The sequence below is a fragment of the Burkholderia sp. FW306-1C-G01B genome, assembly GCF_058781685.1.
On sequence record NZ_JBYSWZ010000007.1, the window covers coordinates 15,139 to 41,387 of the forward strand.

20 protein-coding genes and 3 pseudogenes are annotated in these 26,249 nt (G+C 57.5%); 13 read left to right on the forward strand and 10 right to left on the reverse strand.

What is annotated here, in order from left to right; genetic code table 11:
* The first annotated feature begins 182 nt into the window (after positions 1–182).
* Genes AC3WLY_RS15235 through AC3WLY_RS15245 form a run of 3 tightly spaced genes read left to right on the forward strand, consistent with a single transcriptional unit; the run spans position 183 to position 5,559 of the window.
* On the forward strand, positions 183–3,023 hold the full coding sequence (locus AC3WLY_RS15235; protein WP_492310332.1) for a type VI secretion system Vgr family protein: 2,841 nt from the start codon (positions 183–185) through the stop codon (positions 3,021–3,023).
* The gene (locus AC3WLY_RS15240; protein ID WP_492310331.1) at positions 3,020–4,564 is read left to right on the forward strand and encodes a hypothetical protein; all 1,545 of its coding nucleotides are present in this window, start codon (positions 3,020–3,022) and stop codon (positions 4,562–4,564) included. Before AC3WLY_RS15235 ends, AC3WLY_RS15240 begins: the two co-directional genes overlap by 4 nt.
* Before the next feature lie 2 nt (positions 4,565–4,566).
* Positions 4,567–5,559, forward strand: coding sequence for a PoNe immunity protein domain-containing protein (locus AC3WLY_RS15245; protein WP_492310330.1), 993 nt, complete (start codon positions 4,567–4,569; stop codon positions 5,557–5,559).
* A 108-nt stretch (positions 5,560–5,667) separates the two neighbouring features.
* On the opposite strand, the gene AC3WLY_RS15250 is transcribed toward AC3WLY_RS15245, so the two are convergent.
* From AC3WLY_RS15250 to AC3WLY_RS15265, 4 genes are all read right to left on the reverse strand, one after another.
* Complete coding sequence (locus tag AC3WLY_RS15250) at positions 5,668–7,704, reverse strand: ATP-binding protein (RefSeq protein WP_492310329.1); 2,037 nt, start codon at positions 7,702–7,704, stop codon at positions 5,668–5,670.
* On the reverse strand, positions 7,704–8,162 hold the full coding sequence (locus AC3WLY_RS15255; protein ID WP_492310328.1) for a hypothetical protein: 459 nt from the start codon (positions 8,160–8,162) through the stop codon (positions 7,704–7,706). Before AC3WLY_RS15255 ends, AC3WLY_RS15250 begins: the two co-directional genes overlap by 1 nt.
* Positions 8,155–9,081 (reverse strand): hypothetical protein, encoded by a 927-nt coding sequence (locus tag AC3WLY_RS15260; RefSeq protein ID WP_492310327.1) that lies wholly within the window; start codon positions 9,079–9,081, stop codon positions 8,155–8,157. Before AC3WLY_RS15260 ends, AC3WLY_RS15255 begins: the two co-directional genes overlap by 8 nt.
* 166 nt (positions 9,082–9,247) lie before the next feature.
* On the reverse strand, positions 9,248–10,861 hold the full coding sequence (locus AC3WLY_RS15265) for an ATP-dependent nuclease (RefSeq protein ID WP_492310326.1): 1,614 nt from the start codon (positions 10,859–10,861) through the stop codon (positions 9,248–9,250).
* Positions 10,862–11,185: 324 nt separating this feature from the next.
* On the opposite strand from AC3WLY_RS15265, the gene AC3WLY_RS15270 reads away from it, so the two are divergent.
* The 5 genes from AC3WLY_RS15270 (at position 11,186) to AC3WLY_RS15290 (ending at position 16,402) form a co-directional block, all read left to right on the forward strand.
* Positions 11,186–11,389 carry a type II toxin-antitoxin system antitoxin gene (locus AC3WLY_RS15270; RefSeq protein WP_492310325.1) on the forward strand — a complete coding sequence of 68 codons (204 nt, stop codon included), beginning with the start codon at positions 11,186–11,188 and terminating at the stop codon, positions 11,387–11,389.
* Positions 11,390–11,391: 2 nt separating this feature from the next.
* Positions 11,392–13,074 carry a site-specific DNA-methyltransferase gene (locus tag AC3WLY_RS15275; protein WP_492310324.1) on the forward strand — a complete coding sequence of 561 codons (1,683 nt, stop codon included), beginning with the start codon at positions 11,392–11,394 and terminating at the stop codon, positions 13,072–13,074.
* Positions 13,071–15,566 carry a DEAD/DEAH box helicase gene (locus AC3WLY_RS15280; RefSeq protein WP_492310323.1) on the forward strand — a complete coding sequence of 832 codons (2,496 nt, stop codon included), beginning with the start codon at positions 13,071–13,073 and terminating at the stop codon, positions 15,564–15,566. Before AC3WLY_RS15275 ends, AC3WLY_RS15280 begins: the two co-directional genes overlap by 4 nt.
* A gap of 45 nt (positions 15,567–15,611) precedes the next feature.
* A complete protein-coding gene (locus AC3WLY_RS15285; protein WP_492310322.1) occupies positions 15,612–15,932 on the forward strand; it encodes a hypothetical protein in 321 nt (106 codons plus the stop codon).
* Between the two features lie 269 nt (positions 15,933–16,201).
* Entirely contained in the window at positions 16,202–16,402 is a 201-nt protein-coding gene (locus AC3WLY_RS15290) for a hypothetical protein (protein ID WP_492310321.1), read from the forward strand.
* Positions 16,403–17,153: 751 nt separating this feature from the next.
* On the opposite strand, the gene AC3WLY_RS15295 is transcribed toward AC3WLY_RS15290, so the two are convergent.
* The 4 genes from AC3WLY_RS15295 to AC3WLY_RS15310 all read right to left on the reverse strand — a co-directional run bounded on the left by AC3WLY_RS15295 (position 17,154) and on the right by AC3WLY_RS15310 (position 18,922).
* Entirely contained in the window at positions 17,154–17,414 is a 261-nt protein-coding gene (locus AC3WLY_RS15295; RefSeq protein ID WP_492310320.1) for a hypothetical protein, read from the reverse strand.
* A 59-nt stretch (positions 17,415–17,473) separates the two neighbouring features.
* Entirely contained in the window at positions 17,474–17,974 is a 501-nt protein-coding gene (locus tag AC3WLY_RS15300; RefSeq protein ID WP_492310319.1) for an HAD domain-containing protein, read from the reverse strand.
* Positions 17,975–18,065: 91 nt separating this feature from the next.
* Positions 18,066–18,467: a metallophosphoesterase family protein gene (locus tag AC3WLY_RS15305; protein ID WP_492310318.1), complete on the reverse strand. Its 402-nt coding sequence runs from the start codon at positions 18,465–18,467 to the stop codon at positions 18,066–18,068.
* An 11-nt stretch (positions 18,468–18,478) separates the two neighbouring features.
* The gene (locus AC3WLY_RS15310) at positions 18,479–18,922 is read right to left on the reverse strand and encodes a hypothetical protein (protein WP_492332688.1); all 444 of its coding nucleotides are present in this window, start codon (positions 18,920–18,922) and stop codon (positions 18,479–18,481) included.
* 429 nt (positions 18,923–19,351) lie between these two features.
* Here AC3WLY_RS15310 and AC3WLY_RS15315 point away from each other — a divergent pair, with 429 nt between their 5' ends.
* Together AC3WLY_RS15315 and AC3WLY_RS15320 are read left to right on the forward strand one after the other, a co-directional pair.
* Positions 19,352–19,675: a helix-turn-helix domain-containing protein gene (locus AC3WLY_RS15315; protein WP_492310316.1), complete on the forward strand. Its 324-nt coding sequence runs from the start codon at positions 19,352–19,354 to the stop codon at positions 19,673–19,675.
* A gap of 347 nt (positions 19,676–20,022) precedes the next feature.
* Positions 20,023–20,622: pseudogene (locus AC3WLY_RS15320) on the forward strand (ATP-binding protein); the annotation flags it as partial.
* A 329-nt stretch (positions 20,623–20,951) separates the two neighbouring features.
* Here AC3WLY_RS15320 and AC3WLY_RS15325 read toward each other — a convergent pair.
* Positions 20,952–21,101, reverse strand: a pseudogene (locus AC3WLY_RS15325) (TolC family protein); the annotation flags it as partial.
* Positions 21,083–21,196, reverse strand: a pseudogene (locus AC3WLY_RS15330) (IS30 family transposase); the annotation flags it as partial. The pseudogenes AC3WLY_RS15325 and AC3WLY_RS15330, both read right to left, overlap by 19 nt.
* Positions 21,197–22,551: 1,355 nt before the next feature.
* Between AC3WLY_RS15330 and AC3WLY_RS15335 the strand changes: the two are divergent.
* The 3 genes from AC3WLY_RS15335 (at position 22,552) to bufB (ending at position 26,245) form a co-directional block, all read left to right on the forward strand.
* A complete protein-coding gene (locus AC3WLY_RS15335) occupies positions 22,552–23,112 on the forward strand; it encodes a hypothetical protein (protein ID WP_492310315.1) in 561 nt (186 codons plus the stop codon).
* Positions 23,113–23,199: 87 nt separating this feature from the next.
* Complete coding sequence (locus AC3WLY_RS15340; protein ID WP_175963610.1) at positions 23,200–25,281, forward strand: ferritin-like domain-containing protein; 2,082 nt, start codon at positions 23,200–23,202, stop codon at positions 25,279–25,281.
* 10 nt (positions 25,282–25,291) lie between these two features.
* Entirely contained in the window at positions 25,292–26,245 is a 954-nt protein-coding gene (bufB, locus tag AC3WLY_RS15345; RefSeq protein ID WP_175963609.1) for an MNIO family bufferin maturase, read from the forward strand.
* Positions 26,246–26,249: the final 4 nt, after the last annotated feature.

A 26,249-nucleotide genomic window follows, 5' to 3' on the forward strand; every position in this document is an offset into this window, starting at 1 on the left:
ATCGGGATTGTTTTGGTTGCGGGGCCTGATATTTCTGTCAGGTGTGTTGCATTAATGGTCGAATCCTGCCTTTCTCCATGGAGCTCGTGATTTGCGATGTTTTACATTGTGAGGTAGTCGATTCCACGCGTATTTTGTAGAATCGCGCGTGCGCAATATTGCACAGCCATAGAAGAAAGCATATGAGAGGGCCAGACGTAATCACACGCGTCACCGGGGCGATATTCCAGCAGGACCGACTCCTGGTGCTGGACACGCCGCTAGGCAGCAACAAGCTCCTGCCACAACGGGTGGTAGGCCGGTCTCGCCTTGGCCGGCATTTCGACTTCGTGGTTGACGTCGTGTCGACCTCGACTTCGGTCGAGCTGAAATCGCTGATTGCTCAGCCGGTCACCCTACGGATTCAGCAGGCGGACGGCTCCTATTCCCCTCATCATGGCTACGTGCATACGGCGCGACGCCTTGGGGCGGATGGAGGACTCGTCAGCTATCAATTGGCGTATGCTTCGTGGCTTCACTTTCTGCGATTTCGAAAGGATGCTCGTATCTGGCAAGACCGCAGCGCAGATGAGATTCTGGTGGACGTGTTCAATCAGCATCCGCAGGCACGAGGGGCATTTCGCTTCGCCTTGAGGAACCCGCTCCCGAAGCGCTCGTTCTCTCTCCAGTACGAAGATGACTGGACCTTTATCCACCGAATTATGGAAAGCGAAGGCCTATTCGGTTGGTTCGAGCAGGCTTCGGACGGCAAGTCCCATACCCTCGTGGTCACCGACGATGCGTTCTCGTTGAAGCCCCTGTCGCCGGAGCACGTTTCGTTTTACAGGGCCGGCACGAACGGCGAGGCAGACGCGCTGGTCCAGTGGAGCGGGACCCGGACATTGCAAAGTTCGTCTCTCACTACCACCACGTACGATTACAAGTCGCCGTCGTCTGCTGCCAACCCGAAGGGCACCAGTGTGCCGACAGTCGGCAATCAGGGCGACTTGCCGCAGCAGATGGAGGTGTACGAGTACACGGGAGCGTATACATTTGGGGAGCAGGCACGTGGTGACCAGCTCTCTCAAGTCCGCGTGGAGGAATGGGAATCGCGCACGAAGCGCTTCCACGGTGCGGGCGCGTTACGAGGTGCGGATTCTGGACGATGGTTCCAGCTCGTAGACCATCCAGAACATGACCTAGATAGCGAGCAGGACCGCCAGTTCGTGATTATCGAGGCAGCCTGGTACGTGGAGAACAACCTCCCTGCCTCGAATGTTGCTTCTGAATTCCCTCATAGCCTGAAACGCGAACTCGACGAAATCCGCGCGGAACGTGCGCCGGACGAGGATGCCTTTCGGGTACCGCATGGGGATGGCAGCGAAGGCTTTTTCCTAGTTCAAATCGAAGCGCAACGACGCGCTGTACCGTTCCGCAGCCCTCTGGAACACCATAAGCCGGCCATGCATCTGCAGACGGCAACGGTCGTTGGGCCCGCTGGCGAGGAGGTCTACACCGACAACCTGAATCGCATTAAGGTGCGATTCCACTGGGACCGACTGAATGATGGCGACGAGCGTGCCTCATGCTGGGTACGCGTGGTTCACTCCGATTCTGGTGCTGGCTATGGTGGCATCCATGTTCCGCGAATCGGGGAAGAAGTCACCATCGACTGGGTCGGCGGGGATTGTGACCGGCCGATTGCCACAGGTCGCGTCTACAACGGGGCGACGCAACCTCGCTGGCACTCGAATGGCATTCTGTCGGGTTTCAGCTCGAAGGAATATGGCGGTGGGGGTTACAACCAATTGGTGATGGACGACGCGACAGGCCAGAACCGGTTGCAGCTCTTCTCGTCACAAGGTAGCTCGATGCTTCACTTGGGTTACTTGATTGCCCAAGACGGTAATGTACGCGGCAACTACCTGGGATGCGGATTCGACCTTCGCACTGACGCCTACGGCGCCATTCGCGCCAATCGGGGGCTTTTCCTCACGACACATCCTGGTTCGGGCGCGGCGAACCAACAGCTCGAGGTCCAACAGGCCCAGCAGCAACTCGCCGGCGCACACAACCTGGTCGAGTCGCTTTCCAATGTCAGCACCCAGCACCAGGCCGAAAGCCTGAAAGCGGGCCAAGACGCGCTCAAGGCTTTGACGGACGCCACGACCGACAGCGTCCAGGGGCAAGGCCATGCAAGCGGCGGGCGCACAGCGGGTGGCGGCACTGGTTCGGCAAACGCGTTCAAAGCCCCTATCCTCCTGGCCGCCAGCCCGGCAGGCATCGCGCTGTCAACGCAGCAGTCGGTGCACCTCGGCGCGGACGAACAGGTCAACCTGGTCAGTGGCCAGAGCACGCATGTCGCTAGCGGTAAATCGCTGCTCGTGAGCGTGGCGGAGCGCATTAGTTTCTTCGTCCACAAGGCTGGAATGAAGCTCTTCACGGCGAAGGGCAAGGTGGAAATCCAAGCGCAGTCGGACAACATCGAACTGACCGCTCAGAAGACGGTGAAGGTTCTATCGGCCACCGATAAGGTTGAAGTCGCTGCGAGCCAGGGTGTCCTGCTGACCTCCGGTGGAGCATACATCCGCATTCAGGGTGGCAATATCGAGATTCACGCTCCGGGCAAGATAGACATCAAGGGAGCACAGCATTCGTTCAACGGCCCGACGAGCGGCACATACGACCTGCCTGCGCTGCCGAAGGGTGACCTGCACAACAAGCTTGAGCTGAACCTCACGGACGGCAACCTGAAGCCGGTGCCCGGCGCGCCATATAAGGTCGTCTTCGACAACGGCACCACCTTGACCGGCAAACTCGATGCGAACGGCCACGCGTTGCTGCGTGACGTCCCCGATGGCACCGCCCAGGCTTTCTTCGGCGAAGACACGCGCCCGTTCGTGCAGCCGCCCTTGCCGGCGGCGAAGGCGCTTGAGCCGGATGACATCCTGAAGGAACTGCATGCGGGCGGCCACCAAGGCATTACCCAGGGAAACCTCGCGAGCCTGTTCAACCAATTTTCCGGCCGCCCCGACCTCCAATGAACAACAACGACCAACAAGCCATTGAAGATGCGGTCGAACAGATTGGTCTGTCGATGGCGGCTAACGCCTTTCCGCTGTTCTATGTCGCGCAGAACATCTACGACACGTCGGAAAGCATTTTGAACGTGTGGAACGCACGCGATAGCGCGGACGAAATGGCCCGCGTTGAAACGGGCATTGACCTGGTGTTCGCTGTCGTCGGTTGGGTGCCGGTGGTGGGCGCCGGAGTCAAACGTACGTTTCGGCTCGTCAACCACAAGTCCGAAATCTATGGGCCGTTGCTGTTCGACATTCTGCGGCTCGTTCTCCAGCGTGCGCATTGCCCGACCAGCCCCGAAGAACTGGTCGACAAGCTGTTTGATGCGTCGGGGCTGAAGAAGCTGCTGACCGAGTCGCGCGAGCATATCGAGAAATCCTGGGTGTACCGTGAGATGCCGCCGGCGGGGCAGGCGACGTTCAGCCAGGCGCTCGGCTTCGTCGAAACCAATCTGCCTTTCTGGCTTACGCAGTTCGTCGAACGCAAGCTCATGCACTGGAGGAAGAAGCAGCCCAACTCGTCGGCGGAAGGGTCAGTCGCGTTTCGCAAAGAAACTGAGAAGCCGGGGAAGGTTGGAGTAGAGGCTGAACAAGGCCACAACAGGTCGAAATCCGCACCGTCAACTGGTGTCGTGAACGCCAAGCTGGCGGTCCAGGACATTACGAACAAAATCACGGGGTTGCTTGGTGAACATATCGCCGACTATTTCTGCTATGAGCACCTGAAATGGGGAGCCGGATGGGAGTCCCACGACATGGGAGGGCTTGGACGGTGGGCAAAAAAACCGAGCATTACTGTCCCAGGAAAGCTCAATGAAGGCACTCAGCTGAACAAGCTATTCGCCCCGAAGGCCCACGGGCAGGGTATTGATGGTGTGTGGAGAGCAACTCCCGCAAACAACAACGGCAAGCCCTTTGCTATTGTCGAAGCCAAGTCATCGCGTGTACGGACGGCTCCGAAGAATAAGGATGACAAGCCTAGCATGGTATCGAAGCTTGGCGTGGCGACTCGAGTCGTCGACACGGTGCTTCCTCGGCCCGAGGAATTGCTTGAACCTCCCATCGACGATGACGGTGCTCCGCCGGCTCCAGCGAAGGCTGGCGGCAAGAAGGAGGGGAGCAGGAAAGGACCGACAAAGACCGGCTCGGCGTCTCCCCCGAGCTCCGGTAATACTTCACCAGCTCCTGGCCCAGCTAAAGGCGGTCCGGTTCAGCCGACTGGCAGTAAAATTGCACAGATGACTGACATCTGGGTGAAGCAAAATTTGCGTGATGCCGTCGGCCGAGAGATGGGCGAGACGATTTCGGAACAAGGATATGCGCGTCACATTTTGTACATTCCGTTCTACATTCCTAGCGCGATTCAGCACGAAAAAGCGTTGCTGGAAGGCAAGGAGCATGACCACGACGACCATCACGTGCCCCTTCACTACCAGGAAGGCGAAGTGGCCGAGGCCGCAAACGAAAAACAGAAACGGTTGAACAAGAGATACGGAAGGACCTAAGAATGGACGATTTTTCGAATCGCCGGCGACAGCGCTTCATCAGCGAGCGATATTACAACTGGCTGTCGGACTTTCTGGTCAAGTCCATCGACAAATGGTCACGCATCTTGCCGGCCAACGGCTCGGAGGCGCAGAAGCATGCTACGGCAGCTTCGTATCGGGCGGACGGGCGATTCGAACTCGTGATGCTTCGGTACACGGCAGGCGAGCCAATCGCGCTTCTCCGCGATGACCTTGACCTGATAGTCGCCGACTACGAGGAATACGCCAAATTCCAAGGCCGGGAGTTTGAGAGTCCTCATTGGCCGCCCTTCCTCCTCGGAGAACTCAAAGACTATGAGCGCGCGATGCAGCTCATCGGGCTCTGCTACCTGCTTCACCGGCGGGACCTACTGCCTCGCATCGCTGCATTGGAAGACTCGTCTTTTCGGGCCCAGGACACGCTGTATGAAGACCTCCTCGCCTACGGCCTCGAAGGACGAACCGACGTCGATGCCTGGTTCCATGAGTCGTATCGTGATTGCATCAACAGCGTGTACGGGGACTCCGACGAGGAGAGCTTAACCGACCTCAACTCCTACCTGGAGAATTGGTATTCCTCCATGAGCAGCGTCGAATGGCACGACAGTCACCTCGACCTTTCGGAGGAGCGCGGTCTCTATTTCGGCTACTGGGCAGTCGAGGCCGCTGCCCTCGCCTATCTGCTCGAGTTGGATGACACGTCGCTGCAAAAGCATATCGTCTATCCGAAGGACCTCGTCGAATTTGCGAGGACCTTCGAAGAGCCTACGAAATCATCGGAAGTCGCCACCGGTCCGCAGACGGTGCGAACTGGGCAGACGTGCCCTGAAACGGGCATTTGGAAAGCGCAGGGGCACCACGTGCCTGGCGTGCTGGTGCAACAGGGTGAGCGCATGCCGGAGGTTTTTGCTCCGGACCGGTCAGGTGCTTATCGTTCACAGCCGGCTCTCTGGGAGTTTGAACGCAAAGCGTGAGCTTCATGCGGCTGGCGCTACTGAAAACGCACGCCTGCCGCTCACTTCGGCGCACTTTTGCCTCAAACACTGGAAGGCAGTGTCGACACCACCGTGCAACGGGTTGCCTCAAAGCGGGCGTAGAAGTTTGCCTTCCCATTCGATGAGTTTGAAGGCGATGCCCTCGGTCGCTTGTCGAAACACCTCTTCGGTCTCGTCGAAAGATGCCGCGACGATGCTCTGCAGGCCAGTTTCGCCAGCGAGCTGTTTAAGCAAGGCATGCTGACTATCGGCAGCCATCGAGTGTTGACCTGGCTCATCGAACATGAGGAGGCCAGGGTGGTTGCCTTGCAGGCCCGGAGCTGATGAAGTCTGGTACAGGGCTAGCAGATAGCTCCAAATCAAGCGGACGAAATCACTCGCGCTCGAGTCGGAATTGATGTCGGTCCGAATCGCACGCAACTCCATATCCGCGAGGCTTGGCACCAGCGCCTCCTTGCTGATGATGATGTCGGTAATTGGTACGCTCTCATAGCCGAACGAGCCCGCGTTTCCTCTGAAGTTGAACTGGAGTGCGTCGATTCGCCGGTGGTCGTCAGCAGTGTATGCGTCCTTCGGGAGACGCTGGCGAGCGGCCTGGTTGTGCCTCAGTCGGTCCGCAATGCCTGTGAGGCGGCTGCAAAGGGTCGTTGCTTTTGATTGCAACTGCTCCAATGCATCAATTTCAATTTCAATCTGGACTTGCCGGCGCACAATCGCCTTCGACTCAGTCGCGCCAGATGTCACATCGCTCCGCATGGCGAAGAGAATGTCATGCTTGGCCGCAAGTCTGGCTTCAAGTTCAGCGACACGCGCTTCCGCTGAGGAAATCCCTTCGCGCAAACCAACTATCTGCCGTTGAAGCATCCGGCGCTGGCTCTCGAGGTAGGCAATGTTGGTTGCCAAATCCATCTGAGGGCCGGTGACCGCACCAGCCAAAAGCGTGTTGTCGACCGGCTGATTGCAGGTGGGGCACAGGCCAATTGCCGTCTTCAGGTTGTTCTTGGCGCCAAGGTCGCGCAGCTTCGCGGCAGCCTTGTTGCGCTCCAGGTCTTCATTTGCCTCGGCGAGCAGCACCTCATAGTCCTTCAGAGCTGCTCGTTGCTCTCCCAGCGTGGTGGTCGCGCGTTCATGTAGAACGCTCAGTTTCTGAAGCTCTTCCGAAGTCGCAGTAACCTCCTGCAACGCCTCGGCGCCCATTACCCTGCTGTATTCGTCCGCACGTTGTTGCAGTACCGCGTGTTCATGGCGCAGTTGTCGGATGTGTTCCGAGAGGTCTATCGCTGCGCTTCCATTCAGGCGCCGTAAGACCACCGAGTCTGCTTGGAATAACGGGGTTGGCTTTGAAGCGACACCTTCCAAGACGACGCCATGGGGGGCTGCCTCGCGCCGCAGCTCGTCAACTGCCCGCCGCCAGTCGGAATCGATTTCGACGGATTCTGCGTTGAGCTGATTCCTAAGCGAATTGGTCTGGAATACACCGAGACCGAGAAGAAACTCGACTACACGTGTGCGTGCGTCTCGGATGCCAAAAAACGGTATGGTCGCGACGTAGTCGGTCCATCCCCTCTTCTGTTCGACGGCCAACGCGGCGAAAATCGTCTGCAGGTAGAGCCTCGTTTCTCCTCCCGTTGTCGTTGCAACATTAGGCAAGGACAGCCCCATAAAGGACTCCAAGAAGTGATGGAATCCTTCTTCCCACTGCGCGCCACCCTTGTCATGTACGTAGGTGGGCTTGGCATCCACAAGTGGTTCACCGCGCGTCAAGTGGGCCGCATCGAATACCTCTACGAGCTTTGTGCTGCGGACGGTATCGCGAATGGCTCGTCGCAGTGTGATGATTCGCCCTGACTGATTTTCAACTTCCAGCAGAATCTCGGATGCGGCAACCGGGATGCGTTTGCCGCCGAACTCGAAATGTTCCTTAACGGCGTACGGTAGTGCGCGTTCGTTCTTTCCTCCAACGAGTTCTTCCATGCCGAGCGCATAGAGCACGCTGTTGAAGAGGGTGCTCTTGCCGCTCGAATTTCGAGCTCGAATGATGGTCAAGTTACGCGCGAACTCGAAGGCGAAGCCGAACTCTCCGTTGTCGGTGACGGCACGCAGCTTGACTCCCCTAACTATCACTATGCCTCCCAGCCCTTTGCGGTAGCGTCAACCATTTGCTCAGTTACACCTTTGCCCACCTGGGACAGGAAGGCGCGCTCTTCAGGAAAAATGCTTGCGTCTTTCAGGGCGTCTTTGATGAAAATCTCACCAGGCTCCGTTATCTCGTAGCCTGTTGAAATTTCGCGTACCAGCCCCTCTGCCATAGCAAAGCGAATCGCAATCGCAAGAATTGGGTCGAAGCCCCATGCCGGCACATCGAGCGTCTTCGCTTCCGCTGCCTTCACGAGGAGCGATTGACGCTCGTCCGCTTTGAGCGCCCAGTTGAACAGATGTAGCCTGGGCAAGCTGGACTTGCCCCCACGGGAGGCAAGATGGAGGACCAAGAGAATTTGCCCAATCTTGTACAGCGGTCGATGTTCTGCCAGAACTGGCGATGGCCTGCGTTCAAAGCGCAGATGTGCGGCGGATTCAGTCATAGTTTAACTCGCACACGGCTAACCATCGTGCCGTCATGAATCTGGCAATCTTGCTCGCGTTGGTCATGTCCAGTGTGGGTGCGAGTTCTTCCGCGATGCGTTGGGCAAGCCCATCACGTACCCGTGTGGTCAGGTCTTCTGCCGTACCGCTCCAGGTTGCCGACGTTTCAATAACGTATTCCTCGTATTCGTTGATAAGCCGGACCACTCGCACGTACACGGTTGGCGCCGTCGAGGCGATACGTCGGAGGTAGCCATCCGATTCGAGGAAGCTCTCAATAGTTCGCTGCGTTAGCTGCGAGACGAGTTGCTGAAACGCTGGCTTTGCAGACTTGTCAGCCAGCCGAATTCCGCTCTTGCGCAGAACGTTTTGCTCATAGTCCTCGCGCTCGCCCTTGAGTTCTGCTAGCACTGGGGGGCAGTCATCGAACACCATGGCTTCGCCAGCGGCGACACGAATCTCGTTGATTTCGACGGCGTAGTGGTCGCCGTCGTGCAACAGCACGCAGAAGTCGTCTGCCAGGAAGGGTAGCTTCCAACGCCGCACTTCTGCTTCTTTGTTTCGGGCGTGGACAAGCAAGGAGTTTCTATCGAGCTCAGGGGTGACGAATATCCAACTTTTGAGCTTTGTCGACCCTAGCCGCGCTTCTAGGTCCGCTTGGTATGTCTTCAGTTTCCCGAGGTCCTGGGTAACCTTGTCGCGCTGCTTTTCATACAGCTCGCTGCGGCTGTAGTGCTTCTCGGGGCAGTAGCATTGAAATGCGAGGCCGGTGTGTACGGTAAAGCCCTCGATACCAAAGTCGCCGGGCGATGCGGGCATTTGCTGATAGCCGTCAGCTTGATACTTCCGTTTGAAGACCTGCTGGCACAGGGCTTCCCAGGTAGCACCAATGAATGGACCGAACTTGGTATTAAACATCGGCTTGTCGGCCTCGGTGTATCAATTCGCCACGAAATCAATAGCAGAACGCGCGTGTTCATCCGAACGCTGAGGCTTGCCCTCAGTCCAAATCTGTCGCTCGAATTTTTCTAGCATTATAGTGCCGCGACTGAGTAAGGGGGTTAGCGTCGCCTGAGAAAGTTTGCTACACGCGTGCACCAAGCTTCTCGGATGGTTCGACCGTGTTGTGGCCCAGGTGGGCAATTACGCCCGCCGTTGCGATTGCCAACTCGGCAGAATAAGCGCGCGCAACAATTCGAGCACAGGCATCCCGACAGCTGTTTTCCTCCAGCGCGAAACTGTCTGCAAGATAGAAAAGCTCACCATGCTTTTCTGCCTGTAGTGAGCACTCCAATTCCTGCCGAGTTGTGTCGACATCCGTGCCGAGTTCGGTGCAAATCGCTGCCAAGCCTGGTTCTGAGAGTAGTCGCTGGACAATCCACCGCTCAGGCCATGTGTCTCCTGGCAGGAAGAACAGGTTCTTTTCTAGCCATGCTTTGGCTGAATCGACATCAGGGTCCGCCTCGAGTGCACTGGCAAATACCTTGTTGTGCACCGTCGAGCGGGAATTCTGGTCGCCGTCAAGAATAGCGACGACATTCGCTATCCGTTTTTCTTTGTACCGCGCTGCCATTTGACGCACGACCGCACTCGCTGAGCCAATGGGTCTTATGGTTACGCGCTTTCGCGCCGAGACAGGCAACGAGGCTGCCACCAAGGCAGCCGCCACTTCGTCCTCTACGAAGATATCTAGCTCAAGACCATTCACGCCACTCAACTTTCCGGCGGCGAAGAGAGCCGAAACTGCAGGAACCACGACGGTTTCACTCTCGTTGCTTTCCACATACAACCTACCTTCCGGCGGCAACGATTCCAGAATTGTTGGTGAGTGCGTCGTGCAAACAATCTGCATCTTGCGGTCGTAACAAAGCTGTTTCAAATGCTCGACAAGCCGCTTTTGAGCCTGTTCGTGCAGACCGAGTTCCAACTCATCAATGACAACGAGAGGACTGCCAGGACAGGCATACAGATACGACAGCAGGTCGAAAAGGGCATTTTCGCCCGCCCCCATGTTGAAACCTGAGTAGGTTCCCATCCGACGCCGGACTACTGGCAAACGATGCTTTAACGCTCGCTTAAGCTCGAAGTCATCGTACGAGACCCCAAGGATTTGCCCAACAGCTGCCTTAACTTGGTCTTCCCAACCGTTGCGCTCGATGGCGCGGAATGTTGCTCGATGCCCAACTGCACCGCTACGCTCAGAATGCGGAACCACACGATTGATGCCAAAAAACATCACTTCGCGATGCACCCGGCGGCTGTACTCAGTCCATTTTCCGCCTTGCTTTTTCTGTCGCACCTGGCGTCCTAAGCCGACCCCGCTGGGTAAGTGCGAGCTCTCTCTCCAAGCATCATGGCGTATATGGTACGCAATGGTTATCCCTTCCGGCGTGACCTCCTCAGCTGACTGCACGAAAAAATCTGAGAACGTGTAATAGTCATGCTTCCTACCTGGGAAGCCGGGAAGCTCGGAATCAGAGTTATGGAATGCGCAGGCTGCTATAGCGAGCAAAGTCGATTTGCCGGACCCGTTCTTCCCGGCGATTGCCGTGAACGGATATCGGAATTCCACCGCACAAGGCTTGAGGCTACGAAGGCTACCCTCGCGTAGCACAATCTTCATTAAGCTTTGCCGCGAATTGTCGCTAGCAAACCAGTCACGGTTTCTTGCGTCCAGCTTCGAATATTTGTAGCTCACATGTCTCCCGCAGACTCGCGTGAATCAAGACAGCGTGACAGTTGTCTGCCTTTGCAACCCCAGCAACCACAACCGCCGGTGTCTCCCGTGTGGTTCGGTCTCTACTCGTAGTCGCGCGATGCCGGTGGCATCGCGGGGAAACTAGCCCCGGGAGATGCTCATAGCATATCAAGTATGCAGCTCTGGCCCGACGCTTCGATGTATGTGAGTGCCCCTCGATGTTGACCTAGTAGGCGCCACGCGCTCATCCGCTGCAGCTTCCGGCGCTGGCGTCCGAGGGATGTAATGCGTCATACTATACAGCACTGTGAAGGAGAAGTGGTCGTGCAAGACAGCAAACGAATACCGGTCAGCTTCAGGGTGACACCCGAGTTCAAACGTTGCTTAGAGCGTGCAGCGCTCGCAGAACGACGCTCTCAAACCAACTTCATTGAGAAGCTGGTCTTCGACTATTGCAAGAGCGTCGGCATCGAGGTCGATGCAGCCTCGCCCAACACCACGAATATCGCTGATACAAGGGAAATGTAAGCTTGGAGTACGAGAACCTCACCAAAGAGGCGCTTATCGCCATCTTGAAACGCCGGGACGCGCGAGCGCAATACGGCCTGCATTGGGAGCGCTCCGACATCGATGCCGACAAGGCGCTGAACCGCGACTTCGTCGGACTGGAGTTTGAGAAAGCGCTGTCATGCGGTACCGCACCTCATCGCAACTTCATCATAGAAGGCGACAACTTCGACGCGTTACGACACCTCGCGACAACTCACGCGGGTGCCTTTCACCTCATCTACATCGATGTTCCATATAACACAGGTCGGCGTGACTTTGTCTACAACGACCACTACTTTGACGCGACCAATCGGTACCGCCATTCGACCTGGCTCGAATTCATGTACCAACGGCTCGTACTCGCAAAATCGCTCCTGCGAGAAGACGGCGCAATATTTGTCTCCATTGACGACAATGAGCTTTTCAATCTCGGCCTGCTAATGAATCAGGTATTTGGAGAAACACGCTTTGTAGCCAACTGCATTTGGCAGAAGCGTTACTCCCGAGAGAACCGCGAGGCCATCGGCGACGCGCACGAATACCTACTTGTCTATGCGCCGAATCCGGACAAGTTCAAGCTGCGCCGGGGACGCATTTCGCTGAGCGAGGAGCAGGCGAGGGTTTACAAGAATCCCGACAATCCCAATGAGACGGACCCTAAAAAGCGTTGGCAATCGATTTCGATGACAGCTCAGGGCTACCGACCCAACCAAATGTATGCCATCGAAGCCCCAAATGGGAAGGTGCACTATCCGCCGGAAGGTCGCTGCTGGTCGACGATAGAGTCGGAGTACCTGAAGCTCCGAGCGCAGGGGCGCATTGTGTTTGGAAAGGATGGTAACGGCGTTCCTCGCATGGTGCGGTATCTGTCCGATGTTGAAGGTCTGGTCCCTTGGACTTGGTGGCCACATGAGGAAGTCGGCCATACCGACGAAGCGCGGAAGGAAATTCAAGACATCTTTGGCACGCAGACGGCCTTCGACACTCCCAAACCGGTCCGACTAATCGAGCGCGTATTGCAAATCGGGGCCCCGGAGAAGGACGCCCTTATCCTCGACTTCTTTGCTGGGTCGGGCACCACCGCGCAAGCCGTACTGAAGATGAACAAGGAAGACGGTGGCGCACGGAAATTCGTGCTCGTCTCCAGCCGAGAAGCGACCGTTGAGGAGCCCGAAAAGAACCTTTGTCGCGACGTTTGTGCCCGTCGAGTCCGTGCGGTCATTGAGGGGTATCGCTCGACAAAGAACGGAGAGGTTCCAGGTCTCGGGGGGGAATTTGCGTACCTACGGGCAAAGACAGTGGCCATGCACCGGTTGGAAGAAGGCTTGACTGACGAGATGGTTTGGAATTTCGCGTTGATGGCTTGCGACCACCCCATCACTGCCCCGAATTTTCCGTTAGCCACCTCCGTCAATGAGAACCACCTCATCGCCTACTGCGCGAACACGCGCAGCGCCACTCTGGAGAAACTCGTCTCCACCGTGAGCGCCTTCGAAGGCAAAGTCGTGGTGTTGACATGGACCACACAGGCTGTAGTCGCCGCGTTGGCAGACCTTGCAGAAAGAGTGAGTATCGTTGCGGTACCCGATGATTTAAGGCGTATCTTCAAGCAAGGGACCGTACGCGTGCCTGAATACCAATACGAATTCGAGGTGTCCGAATGAGCCGAATCAGCCCCGTGTCGTTTCAGGAACGACATATCGACGCACTGCTCGACAGATTCCGAGCGCTGAAGCTACGTTATGACGCGCTCGGCAGAGACGCATCTGCGGGTGAATTGAACCGGCTCCGCCGTGCTGATGCATGTGTACTACTTCAGGCTCCAACAGGGATTGGCAAAACGGTTATCGCCTGCGAATTGCTCAGTAAATTTTCCGTTGAAGAAAACGTGTTATGGCTATGGTTCGCGCCATTTGCCGGCGTTGTTGACCAAGCCAAAGCCACGCTGACCAATCAGGCACCAAACCTCGCCCAGCTTGATATTCAGTCCGACCGTCGCGTTGCAAATCTGCGACCGGGCGCTACGTTTGTCCTGACATGGCAAACGGTCGCCGCGCGCAGCAAGGATTCCCGCCTCGCGCGTCAGCGCGGTGACGCCGGTCTAGCCATAGACGACCTTCTCGTCCAGGCCCGAGATGAAAATCTTCGCATCGGCGTCGTCGTCGACGAAGCGCACCATGGATTCGTACGGGCTTCAGAGGCAAGCAAGTTCTTTACGAACATCATACAGCCGGACTACGTGCTGATGATGACCGCAACGCCTCGCGATACGGACGCCGAAAAATTCTCGCAGCAAACGAGTTACCGAATCGGCGGTCCGTCAGAATGGGCGTCTATCACCCGCCAGGAAGGCGTAGACGCGCAGCTACTAAAGAGGAGTGTGAAGGCGGCCCGCTTCATCGCGAAAAACCAGGACGATGCGCAGTTGCTCGAGTTCGAGGAAGTTGCGATGTCGGAATGTGCTGCAATGCATCGGCGCATTAAAGAGACGTTGGCGGGCGCGGGAGTTGCTCTAACGCCTCTCATGCTTGTTCAAGTACCCAACGGGGGGCAAGCGTTACAGAAGGCGCGCGACTATCTAACAGGCGCCCTTCGCTTTCCCGAGGAATCGGTGCGCGTCCACACTGCTGATGAACCGGACCCGAATCTCTCCGCACTTGCCCATGACCCGCAGGTCGAGGTCATCATTTTTAAGATGGCTATTGCAACGGGTTTTGACGCACCGCGTGCTTTTACGCTAGCCGCACTGCGCGGCAATCGCGATTCAGATTTCGGCATCCAGGTGGTCGGACGCATCATGCGCGTGCATAGGCTGCTCCAAGGAAGGCTCACTTCTCTGCCGGCCATCCTCAGCTACGGCTATGTATTCCTCGCAAACAGCGAAGCCCAAGAAGGTTTGGTAGGTGCTGCGGCGAGAATCAATCAGATGCCGCAGCAACTCGCGTCTGCGAGCCCATCGACCGTAGTCACGGTCCTTGCAGGAAGTCCGACGGTCCAGGTCGTTCATCCTGGTCAATCGCTGTCTCTCTTACACGACGGAGGGCAGCATGCCCCGAAGGAACTAGAGCCGCCCGAAGTTGAAGACATCGACGACTTGCCAATGCCTCAACTGTCGAGCGTTCAAACAACGCTGTTTGACTCACTGACTCCAGAAGGTAACGACGTCACACAAAAGCTGGCGCATGGCTTCGCCGAGGCGTCGTCTTTGACGGACGCGTTCGAGCTCGAAGCTCAATCGGGTGTTCTGCGCTATCCACTCAAGGATGGAATGCCACAAACGCTAGTGGCTGAAAAATTGCCGGACGCACCCGAAAACGTCGAGGAGCGTCTGGCCGCACACATCGATTTCACGCGAGTACTTGGTGACCGATTCAGAGTCCGGTCGCGCGTCACAGAACGGGTCGAAGACGTGTTCATTGGCGAAGAACCAGAGGACCACGACGTATGGGCGACCGTGTCACCTGTTGCAATCGCTGAACGTGCACGTCAGATTGCATTCGAATTCGACGAACTTGACCGCCGTGAACTGCTCCGCGAGCTAAAGGAGCGGTTCAAGCACGCCCTTCAAGAACACGGACATGAGTTGCCGGACACAGATGAACTGCTCACAAGGCAGCTCGAGTTGGTCCTAGTCAGGAATGAAACCCTGATTCGCCAGGCGTACAAGCGTGTCCGCGCCGAGAACGTGACGGCCGCAGTCGTGAAACTTCCAGCGGCGGTAGAAAGCCTTGCGCCCCTGTTGTCGGCCAAGCGGAACATATACGGCGTATTCCCGGACAGTCTGTCGCCCCAAGAGCGAGAATTTGCTGAGTTCATCGACACTTCGAGCGAAGTCCTCTGGTGGCATCGCAACCCTTCTCAAAAACCCGAGTCGGTGAGTCTCTATCGTTGGTCGGGCGGTATAGGATTCTTCCCAGATTTCGTGGTTTGCATATCAGCGCGCACCGAGGGCGGAGGTATTGTATTGGTCGAGGTTAAGGGGCCTCAGTTGCAGCAATACGACAAGGCCAAGGCGGCCGCACAGCATATTGCGTATGGGCGCGTGTTCATGGTCGGCAAGACAGGGCGCGAGGGCGGTTTCCGCTTTTGGCGTCTTGTCGACGACCAATTGGTTGATGACGGGCCGTTTGAGCCTCACCGGTTAAGATACTCCTGACCCACGACGTTGCGAACAGCGGGAGGTATATAGGCGTACGCGCTCGTGGACGGCGTCCAATTCTCCCGCTTCATTGGCACCCTTATCGAGCAGCGATATGGTGCGAACCGAGCATTGTCCATCGGCACAGAGGACGAAGCGTTGGCTCATGCCGGGCCGTGGCTCGTCGACCTCGTCAACGAAAGCTCCTCTCAATCGTCCCTGTATGGGGGAAGCGGCCTCCTCGTAAGGAAAGGCGGTACCCACAATTATTGTGTCGCGCACCGCACCAGCGGCCGCAAGAGCCGCACCCCACCGACGCCCGCCTGCCGGACCAACAGGTCAACGGGCGCGTCCTCTTTGACAGAGCGGAAATCGGGTTTTTGATGAATTTCGATGACTCTCGCCAATGCACGGCATTTATTGCTACATTTCGAGTCAAGTTGACGGATTTCGAGTCAGCACCATGTCAATGGCTCACGCAAAGAAGTTGAAATCAACCCACGCCGTGGTGAGCGTCCCGAAACCGACCAAGCGCGCACGTGTAGCGCGCCCCGTCCCAATCAACGCAGTTCCCCGCGTGCAGAGTCTCGACTCCCGAGGGCAATGTACTGCGCGTTGATTCACATCGTGTGCAGCCCAAAGGTAACCCGCTGATGGAGGCTGAGCACTACAAGGGGTATGCGATTTGGGGACATGCTATCCGGCGAGGCCACGGATACGCTGCGAGCGGCACTATCACGCGACACAACAAGCTCGTTGAAACCTCGGGCGTGCTCGGCAGTTTTGAGACTGAGAATGAAGCTGAACTCGCTGGCCTCAGCTGGTGCCGAGCGTGGGTGGACAGCCACGGTTGAAAGGGCATCCATCTCTGCGCGCGAGCGCCCCGCAAATCCTCTTCAGCTATGCACGCCTTCGGCGTTTAGCGTTAAACAATGAGCGCCAGTACCTGGGCTTCTCGAATAGCCGGTGTAGACTGAGTCGGTATCGCAACGACGTCATCGCAAACATCGCAAACAGCTACGAGAATTCCTGCGACGAAGCCCTTGCCGTCGCTGAATGGAACATCTCGTTGAACGAAAGTTGTGTCAACCTGTTTGCCGCAACGCGAGCAGATTGCTGTGCTCTTATCGCCTGCCTGAAAGCGTCCTGCGCTCATTGCGTTCCCAATCACTGGTGGTCGCGCTTTTCCTTGCGGCTCAGCCGAGCCTCTGCGGAAGCGGCTGCCCGAGACTTGCCGAGTTCAACAGCCTCCCGCACGTCCATCTCAAGTGCCCCTCGGTCCTTCTCCGGAGACGCCAGTTCGGCGAGAGCACCATCTCGGCCTATGAGCCAAAGCGCCGTCGCATAGAGACCGATACCGACGCCCGGTTCGCCCGCTTCTATTCTCATGAGAGTCGGCACGGTCACACCAAGCCTGGCCGCCCAGGAAGCGAGCGACTCTTTTCTTCGCAGACGGGCGACAGCCAGGTCCGCCCCCAGTCGCTCGATGGCAGCGACGGTAGCGGGTGGCATCCGAGCTATAGCGAGAGGCATTTTCGGCATAAATTCTATTTGCGCGCGAGCCGCCATCCCGTACAAATCTTTTTTATGATTTGCATCTTCCACTCACCGGCCAGGCGCCCGCGCCACTCCGTTTTGTTGCCTCTTCGTCGCCCCACGACGCCGCTCATACATCTCGTCGCGCAACAGCTGCTTGAACTTCAATCCAAGTTCGAATGACGACATCGTCCGAGTATCGACATACTGTCGCGGCGTCAGCGCGCCAATGACTTGCATAAGACCGAGGGCCATAGCGTCAGCAAGCATGCGTTCGACCGTAAGCGGGACGCTGTTGGCCGATATCGTGCGCGGCATCTTGGTTCGCATCGTACTTCCTCGATACTGGTTGCGTGCCTTTAAGCGCGCAGCGCCGCCGACACAGTCGATTAAGAAAATCGCTCGTGTAGTCTGTGCCGCAGCAGTTCGACGACAGCAGCGTCGCCCAAGCCATAGTCCGACTGGCAATGCACAAGGCGCTCTCTGCAGCTCTCGAATCCGTCGTTTCGGTCATCAATCGCAATCCATTCGAGGCGCTCGCGTCCTTGTCGGCGAACGTAGTCGAGGACTTGGGCTCCTCTCGAAAGCATTGGCCACAACTGCTCGTCGAATTCGCAGCCTTGGTATGTTGCCCCAACTATCCGTGCACGCAGAGAATTCGACGGCAACTGCGAGCGGGTGTAGTCGACACCAAATCGATAAGCCCAGTCCGAGGAAAGGACGACCGCCACATGCGGATAAGGATGCAAGAGCCCATCTAGTACGGGAAGGTACTCAAACAACTCGATGTTTCCGGGCGCACTGCTAACAATGCGCTTTCTAGCAACATACGAACTCCCTCGATGTAGGACGCCATCAATATCGAGAAAAAGAATTTGACAGTCGTTCATAGTCTGCGGACGCGCACCTTTTGTCTCCTGTACCAATTAATTCGCATACCAGAATCGGAGGCCTAGCCTCATCAGATAGCGATGCGACAATTCAGGAAACAAGACTCGTAGTAGTCGCAGGACGACGCTCCAGATTTCGTAAGCGCTCCTGCAACGCATGATAGTCGGTCCACAGGCAACAGCCGAGAAATCTGACATTGCCGAAAACGAATTCGTTCTTCTCGAGCACGTAGACCGACGTCCCGACAGCTCGACGCCCCAACTCACGAAGAAGTTGCAGCATTTCGGCACCGTAAAATTCATGGTTACCACACACGTACACAACTGGCACGGGGTAGTCCGCGTAGAGGTCTATTGCGCCGGTCTGATTGTGAATGTCGCCGGCAAGGACAAGCAAATCGACGGCGTCATCAGCGCGTTCAAGACGGGCCGCCATCGCGGAGTTGGAGACTGCGAGTTCATGGTGCAGGTCCGAGGCAACTTGAATTCTCATTGCGAGCGTCCTCAATCCACTGTTCGCGCATTCGGGGCGACCAATTCAGTGGCCTCCAACTGGCTCATGCACAAGGGCAGGTCGATTTCGAGGTATGCGAAGTCGCCTTCGCCATCCCTGCTCAAATCCAACAGGACCGCACGTCCATCGTCGAGCTCGAGTACCTGAAGGGTGGTATCCGGCGCCTCCCGTACGGCAACCACGCGCCTGAGAGCGATTCCTCCGACGCGTTTTGCAAGGAACAGGTACAAAACTGGCTGACGGCCTCGCGCGCTCGTAATCAGCTTTCTGGCACCTGAGTAGGTGTGAACAACGTAGGCAGTTCCTTGCATGTCACTGCTGTCCCCTTCGTCGTAACGCACATAAAACCAAGCGACGTCGGAGACGCGGACAGGCAGCGGGAGCCGTAAGCCAGAATGATTTTCCTCTCCCGCCAATACGCCACTGCATTCCATTTTCTCCAGCTCCCTGCAATAGCCCGGTCGGTGTTGCGGAATTCCGCCGTTCCGCCCCGCCCTGCGGAACAGTCGGACGAGATGGAAACCGGTAACACCGGTCGAGCCGCTTATTTACGTTCAGTCAATGAGTTATCAATGAGGTAACAGCTAACGCCCGAGAGTGGGCTAGAAATATTCAATTTCCTCAACGACGGCGACGCCGCCGTTCGTCGCTCATGTCGCGCGGGACGAATTTTTCGCTAAGACGCGTGCCCTTGCAGCCGCGATGGCGCCTTCTATCACCATCGATGCAACAACCGCACCCGCCGCAGCCTTCGACGGATACAGTGTAGATGCAAACTATGTAGATGTAAACTCTGTAGAGCTAAAATCTGTCGATTGATAGGCTGTAGATACAAACGCTGCGTTCCGCCATGCTTTGGCACCATGAATGACAAGCTAAAGCCTGGGCAAGCGGCGCTCCGAAGCCGGCTTTCCAGTAATCTAAAAAGAATCCGCGCGACGCAAAACATTTCGCAAGAGAAGCTCGGCGACCTTGCTGGGTTGCATCGCACCTACATAAGCCAAGTCGAGCGGATGGTTACGAACGTCTCGCTCGACAACATCTACTTGCTGGCAGAGGCACTTAGCGTCGACCCTGCGGACTTACTGGCAATAGCTGGGAAAGAACCAGAAAAAGAAGGAGAGACGTCGCCAAACGAAATAGGCAGCACAAAAAAAGGGGGCCGAAGACCGCTTTCGAAAAATTAGCCGATTGTCGACCCCTACGCTGCTGGACAGACAAGAACGAGACTGAGGCATAGCAGGTTTCAGTCCGCTTTTCAAAGGCGAGTACTTCAAGACTTGTCGGAGAATCCCCGTGTGCACAACTTGGCTGCCCACATCATAAAGATGTGGACAGCCGCCCTTCGGACGGTACCCAAGTTGCACACACTCGAACCTGACGCGCCGTCTTACAGACGGCTTGCCCAACGTAAATTTATCTCTTCATTCAAAACCTACTTTTTGGGCTGACACCGAAGTACGCCTGCAAAAGTGGATGCTGGCCAAGAAGGGCTGCTGACAACATGTGGCCTCTTAAGATGCCAGAAAGCTAACTGCCGGAATTCGACCGACACGTGCTCGAGATGCTGCGCGAGCCGCTGGAAGCCGGCCGCATCACGATCTCGCGCGCAGCGCAGCAAGCCGACTTCCCGGCCGCGTGCCAGTTGATCGCCGCGATGAACCCGTGCCCGTGCGGCTGGCACGGCGATCCGTCCGGGCGCTGCCGCTGCACGCCGGACGTCGCCGCTCGCTACCTGCGCAAGCTGTCGGGGCCGCTCGTCGACCGCATCGACATCCAGATCGACCTGCCCGCGCTGTCGCCGGCCGAACTCGCGTCGCGCGCGTCGGCGCCCGGCGAGCCGAGCGCAGCGGTGGCCGCGCGGGTTGCGCAGGCGCGCGCGCTGCAACTCGGCCGGCAGGGCAAGACGAATCACATGCTGAGCGGCCGCGAGACCGACGACCTGTGCCGGCCGACCGACGAAGGCGAGCGGCTGCTGCGCGAGGCCGGCGAGCGCTTCGGCTGGTCGGCGCGCGCGTATTTTCGCGTGCTGAAGGTCGCGCGGACGATCGCCGACCTGGCCGGCGACCCGCTGCCGACGGCCACGCAGATCGCCGAGGCGATCCGCTACCGGCGCGTGCTTACGTCGCTCTGAGCGCCGTCGGAGGACAAAATCCGGCTGCCGAGACTTGATCTATGCACAATTTCGCGAATCCGGCCCCGGATTGCAGCTCGCCGGGGCCCGCTCATCGAAAAATTCGCATCTCTTTGTTTTTATTGATTTTTCAAAACCCGACGAATTGTAAAACGGGTCAGAGGGTCGCCCGGCGCGGTTCGGTAGCCCCGCGAAATCACGCTGTTCCTCGACGAATTTGAGGTTAGGTGTTCTTTTAGGTTGTATGTCTGCTTTATATATCTATCGAGACACTTTGGGGAATACCGGGGGGAGGTCAACATTTGCTTGTGGACAAGTCATACACCCCCTCAGCCATTCACACGCCAGAGTCCGAGCCTACCAAGGCTCGCTGCTAGCCCGAGGCGCGCGGTCCGCCACTTCGACAAAGCAACCGCACGCTGCTTTTGCGCATCGGCGAGAGCCATCTGTGCGTTCAGCAATTCAGTGAATACTCCCACGGGTCGCAGAAGTACGCGCGCACGCCGGTGGCGGCGCTCAATTCGGCGTGCCGGACCATCTCTCGGCCCTGATCATAGGTCAGCGTCTGACGCAGCGGCGCCACCAGGGTTCGCCGCGTCGTCGGTGGCGCACGGGATCAGGCCACCCGCGATGCACGCGTAGTCAGGGGCGTGCAGATCACGGTATTGCTGGCGCCCTGCACAAGGGAGCCTTATTAGTCATCGTTCATTTCAAATCGGGTCAATCAGTCGACCGCACAATTCGAACGACTACAGTCGAGGTGCTTACGCGCCGCCCCCTCTTACAGGCCGTATCTAGTCAAAGAACTCAATCAGCGCGATTGGAGTGCAGCCGATTACGCGCGATTACATCCTGCCAGTTCGATCGCCCGCAAGCACTTCCCTGGCAACCGATTACGGGATAGACGCCATAATTTCCTCAAGTGTTGTTTACACAATCTCCGGATATCGACTCCGGGAAATTCGGACGTTTTGAATCTATATTTTTTATCTTATTTTTTGCAACCCCACGTGCATTAAACAATTGTTACGTCGAGACAGTGCCACGGCAAAATTACAAATGAAAACGATATAACGCGAACCCAAGCCAAGTGCGAGCCTCATGAAAAATGCTGAAAACTCATTTTGCCGATCACTTTTCTCCTGCGAAGATTCGAGGCAAAAGTCCACAGTCGATGGCTCGCGCATACGAGCCGCTTATTTCGTCCGATAGCCCGATAATAGCCGGCACACGGATTCCGTCGCTGCCTCGTTAGCATCGACCGTATCAGTGTGTTGCATCGGCTTCACACAGAGCTCGCCGACCCACGTCACGGGCCACTCACTCAAGCCGCCGACAGCGATGTATTCCACATCAGCTCGCCCTGGGCGGTGATTCCGGCGAGCCGTGCAGGCTGCGGGGCACTTTGCCATTCAGCCCGCTCGTCCAGTGCGCCCGGCGCTTGAATAACCCAGTAAAACTCCCCCGACGACCAACCCGTCTCTTTGCACCATCTCACACCTTGCGCAAAATCGCTTCGTCAACTCGATGGTAGCCGAGATCGTCGGTAGACAAACGTCGTCAGTGATTTTCTTGTCGAAATCCCCATCGAATCTCACTATTTGCGCCGCAAGATCGAAAGCACCGTTATGAATTTCCGCTGACGATTTGTAAGGGCGTTAACCAGGATCGGATCACTCATGAAAACACACCTGTCCACCGATATTCTCATCGAGATGGTGCCCATACCCGGCCAAGGAAAGTTTCATCACTTTCAAGAGCACTCATTTCAGGGTCAGATAATCGGCCACCGAAAACTCAACCTGTCAACGTTAACAGCTATTCCTTTATCTTCTCGGCGAGTGGAATCAACGAAAATTCGCGGGCCTGCCGTTTAGATCCTAGAATTGTCGAAAACCAACGTCGGCAACTACCATTTAAGGCGGGCATATGGACCGGGGATTTCCATCGCAAGCGGTTACGGTCGCTGCGAATCAAACCTGGCACTCGACGGGAATCACGGTCGACGGCGACCTTGGCGTGACCGTCGCCTATCAATCCGGCATGTGGCAAGTGGATGACGACGGCGTGGACTTCGATGCGAACGGTAACCCGATGTACGACGCCTCTGGTAGCAGTGCTCCGTTACCCGGCTGCGCGGTAGGCGGGCTTGTCGGGCGGATCGGCACGGGCCATCCGTTCCGGGTCGGCGACGGTCCCACGGTAGTTCCGAAAGGCGAGTCGGGCCCGCTCGAGCTGGTCATCAATGACGATCTGACCTACACGTCAAATCCGAACCAAGCGCTCGTTGACGCGCTCGCCATCCAAGCACCGAGCGATTTCATAACGTTGGCCGTCAGCTCTTCCAACGGAAACGGCGCTGTCGGCAATATCGGCTTCGAACAAAAGAACAGCAATGTCACCGCCTACGACTTTACCTGCTGGCTGGAAAGTTTTGATGGGGGAACCAGCTTTCCGCAGCTGCAACCCAGACCATCACGATGCTCCTGACGGTACGCGGCGGCCGCGCGTCCTTCCCGCATGTGACGGCCAATACGTTGACGAAGAAATCATCATGACCGACCTGGAGAAATGAGCATGTCCCATCTCGCCTCAACGGACAAAGATATTCCCGTGCGCCCCCTCAGCGAAGCAGAGCAACGCCTGGTGCGCCATATCGACGAGCATTGGAATCGCGCCCGCGCGTTGACGGAATTGCGCGACGGGTTGCAGACCGCGGTCGAGATCGAACTGGCGACGGTGCCGCTCTATTTGTTCGCCTACTACTCGATCAACCGCACCCCGGAAGGCTTTCCGGCAACGGACCTGTCCCGCTTCGCCGGCCAGGCGGGGGGCATCATGATGAGCGTGGCTGTCGAGGAAATGCTGCATTTGTCCTTGTCGTCCAACATGCTTTATTCGCTCGGCGTACAGCCCCAGCTCTATTTGCGCTCGCCCTCACCGTACCCGACCGACCTACCCGGTCATGCGAGGCTCGGCCCGGACCATAAGCCAATGGCGCTTCCGCTGGCTAAATTCTCGTCCGAGCAGTTATGGCATTTCCTCGAAGTCGAATACCCGGCCGCAGCGGACGCCCCGCCCGAGCTGAACAATTGGCAAACAATCGGCCAGATCTATTCCTACCTTCGGTGCATCATTAGCTCGCAGCACATCACCGACGACGATTTCAAAGCGGGGCGGGCGCCGGCCCAGATCCAGCCGTCCAACTATTCGCCGAACAATATCGACTCGGTCTATCCGACTGCCAGCTTCAATTTCGGTTGCCCGGTACCGACACCGGTTGGCGGCTCCGCGGCGAACGCAGCCGCCTATGCGAGCCGCGGCGACAGCCATGCCGGCCGCAGCGCGCTGATGACCATTGCGTCACGCCAAGATGCTTTGAAGGCGATCCAGACGATCGACGCCGAAGGCGAAGGCTTCGGCCCTCACAAGTTCGACGATGAGTCGCATCACGAACTCTCGCATTACTACAAGTTCCTGACTTTGCAATCGCAACTCGCAGGCTACGATCCCCACGACGAAAAACTGCCGAACCTGCCGCCTCCGCCGCCGCCGGCGGCACGTCAGTTCGGCCGCGAAGAGCTGGCAAAAATCATGTTCGATTTTCCCGACAATCCGGTGGCCGCCGCATACCCGCCTGGGCGCCGCGAGCTCGCCGACATCGTCAGCGGCCTATATCAGTACATGCTGATCATGACCGAGAGCATCTTCCTCATTGAACCAAGTCAGCAGAAGCTGTATTTCAATCAAACGCTGCACCGATCGATGATTTGGATCCTGGATAAGGTCATCCAGGCCATGCGGAAAATCCCCTTGTCCGGGACCGACAGCTACCCCAGCACTTTAAAGTTGGCGCCGACTTTCGAGAATATCAATCTTGGCCCGCGTAACCAGGCCTTCGCTACGCTGGTCGCGATGTGTAACGGGATGGACGCCAAATATGGCAGCGAATCTTGGTACAGCAGCGACGCGCAATACTTCGTCGACATGATCCCCTCGTTGCCGGATGTCAGCGGCCTATGGCAGGCGCAGCCCGATCAGCCGACCTTGGGCAAGCCCGGCTGCGATGTCAGTAAGTATCAGGGCATTCCAGTGTTCCCCGGGGCGCCGCCCGCGCCGGGCGTTTTACTGCCTGGCGAGGTACGGCATGCCTGTATGGGACTGAACCAATGCAAGGGGCAAGGCCGTACTCGTGATAACGCGTGCGCAGGCCAAGGGTATTGCTCGACCGCGCTTGAATTCAACTTTGCCGAACCGAACTCGCCAAGCGTATCGGATCACACCTGTCGCGTCCAAAACGCGTGTGCAGGTCAAGGTGGTTGCGGCCTGTATGGCACAGGACGGGAGCAGGAAGCGCCTGGTGCGAACGCTTGCTCCACACAAGGCTGCTGTGCCACGCCGATCAATGCCGAGCGCTTCAGCACCGACGGGCGCAACCGCGGCAAGAGCGTCTGGCTGCGTGCACGTGAAGTGTTCGCCGAGCAAACCTGGCCCGAACTGCGCAAGAAAAACGCGGCGTTGCCGCCCCAGCCGCCACAGCCACCGCATCCCGAATTGTTCCAGTACGGCCCGACCATCGAATGGATCCAGGAATATAGCGGTCATGGCATGACGGCGTGCGGCTCCAGCGGCATGAGCGGCGCCGGCAGCTGCAGCTAAGGAGCGCCGCATGATTGAACTTCGAAGGGGTGCGGCCGGACACCAACTGGGATTCGGTGTCGGGCTGCGCAACCAGCATTTCGACCACATCTTGACAACGCGGCCGCCGGTCGATTGGTTCGAAGCGATCTCGGAGAATTTCATGGATTCGGGTGGACGGCCGCGCGCCGTCCTGCGACAGATCGCTGAGCGATATCCGATCGTGCTACACGGTGTATCGATGTCGATCGGCAGTACCGACCCGCTCGATCGCGACTATCTAGCCCGCTTGCGGCGGCTGGCCGACGAGGTATCGGCGCGCTGGGTCAGCGACCATCTGTGCTGGACCGGCGCGCTCGGGATCAACAGTCATGATCTCCTTCCGCTGCCGCTCAACGAAAGGACGCTCGAGCATGTGAGCGCCCGGGTCGTCGCGGCACAGGAGTTACTGGGACGGCCGTTGGTGTTGGAAAATCCCAGCACCTATGTCCGCTTTCGCCAGTCGACTACGGACGAACCCACCTTTCTGCGCGAGCTCAGCCGCGCAACGGGCTGCTGGCTGCTTCTCGATGTCAACAACGTTTATGTCAGCTGCTTCAATGCCGGCACCGATCCAATGGATTACCTGAACCAGTTCCCATTCGATCGCGTCGTGCAATTGCATTTGGCGGGACATCAGCATTGCGGCACTCATATCGTCGACACGCATGATCGCCCGGTTTCTCCTGCGGTGTGGAATCTGTTCCGCCTGGCTTGGCAACGCAGCGAGCAAGCTGCCACTTTGCTCGAATGGGATGGCGATGTGCCGGCCTTTGAGCGCGTGCACGCCGAATTGATGCGGGCGCGACAGATCATCGACGGCGACGCGCCCACCCGAGTCGAAGCTACCGGGCGGCCGCAGCCAGACAACGTCGAGGCCGTGTCCACCCCAGTTGCGTTCCTCGTGCCCGAGATCATGAGCAACAGCGCCGTGTGCTCGTCATGAACGC

Bases quoted from the DNA above. Each gene is read 5' to 3' on its own strand.
- AC3WLY_RS15235 (WP_492310332.1), top strand. From the start codon at position 183: ATGAGAGGGCCAGACGTAATCACACGCGTCACCGGGGCGATATTCCAG.
- AC3WLY_RS15240 (WP_492310331.1), top strand. From the start codon at position 3,020: ATGAACAACAACGACCAACAAGCCATTGAAGATGCGGTCGAACAGATT.
- AC3WLY_RS15245 (WP_492310330.1), top strand. From the start codon at position 4,567: ATGGACGATTTTTCGAATCGCCGGCGACAGCGCTTCATCAGCGAGCGA.
- AC3WLY_RS15255 (WP_492310328.1), bottom strand. From the start codon at position 8,162: ATGACTGAATCCGCCGCACATCTGCGCTTTGAACGCAGGCCATCGCCA.
- AC3WLY_RS15260 (WP_492310327.1), bottom strand. From the start codon at position 9,081: ATGTTTAATACCAAGTTCGGTCCATTCATTGGTGCTACCTGGGAAGCC.
- AC3WLY_RS15280 (WP_492310323.1), top strand. From the start codon at position 13,071: ATGAGCCGAATCAGCCCCGTGTCGTTTCAGGAACGACATATCGACGCA.
- AC3WLY_RS15290 (WP_492310321.1), top strand. From the start codon at position 16,202: ATGGAGGCTGAGCACTACAAGGGGTATGCGATTTGGGGACATGCTATC.
- AC3WLY_RS15295 (WP_492310320.1), bottom strand. From the start codon at position 17,414: ATGCGAACCAAGATGCCGCGCACGATATCGGCCAACAGCGTCCCGCTT.
- AC3WLY_RS15300 (WP_492310319.1), bottom strand. From the start codon at position 17,974: ATGAACGACTGTCAAATTCTTTTTCTCGATATTGATGGCGTCCTACAT.
- AC3WLY_RS15305 (WP_492310318.1), bottom strand. From the start codon at position 18,467: ATGAGAATTCAAGTTGCCTCGGACCTGCACCATGAACTCGCAGTCTCC.
- AC3WLY_RS15310 (WP_492332688.1), bottom strand. From the start codon at position 18,922: ATGGAATGCAGTGGCGTATTGGCGGGAGAGGAAAATCATTCTGGCTTA.
- AC3WLY_RS15315 (WP_492310316.1), top strand. From the start codon at position 19,352: ATGAATGACAAGCTAAAGCCTGGGCAAGCGGCGCTCCGAAGCCGGCTT.
- AC3WLY_RS15335 (WP_492310315.1), top strand. From the start codon at position 22,552: ATGGACCGGGGATTTCCATCGCAAGCGGTTACGGTCGCTGCGAATCAA.
- AC3WLY_RS15340 (WP_175963610.1), top strand. From the start codon at position 23,200: ATGTCCCATCTCGCCTCAACGGACAAAGATATTCCCGTGCGCCCCCTC.
- bufB (WP_175963609.1), top strand. From the start codon at position 25,292: ATGATTGAACTTCGAAGGGGTGCGGCCGGACACCAACTGGGATTCGGT.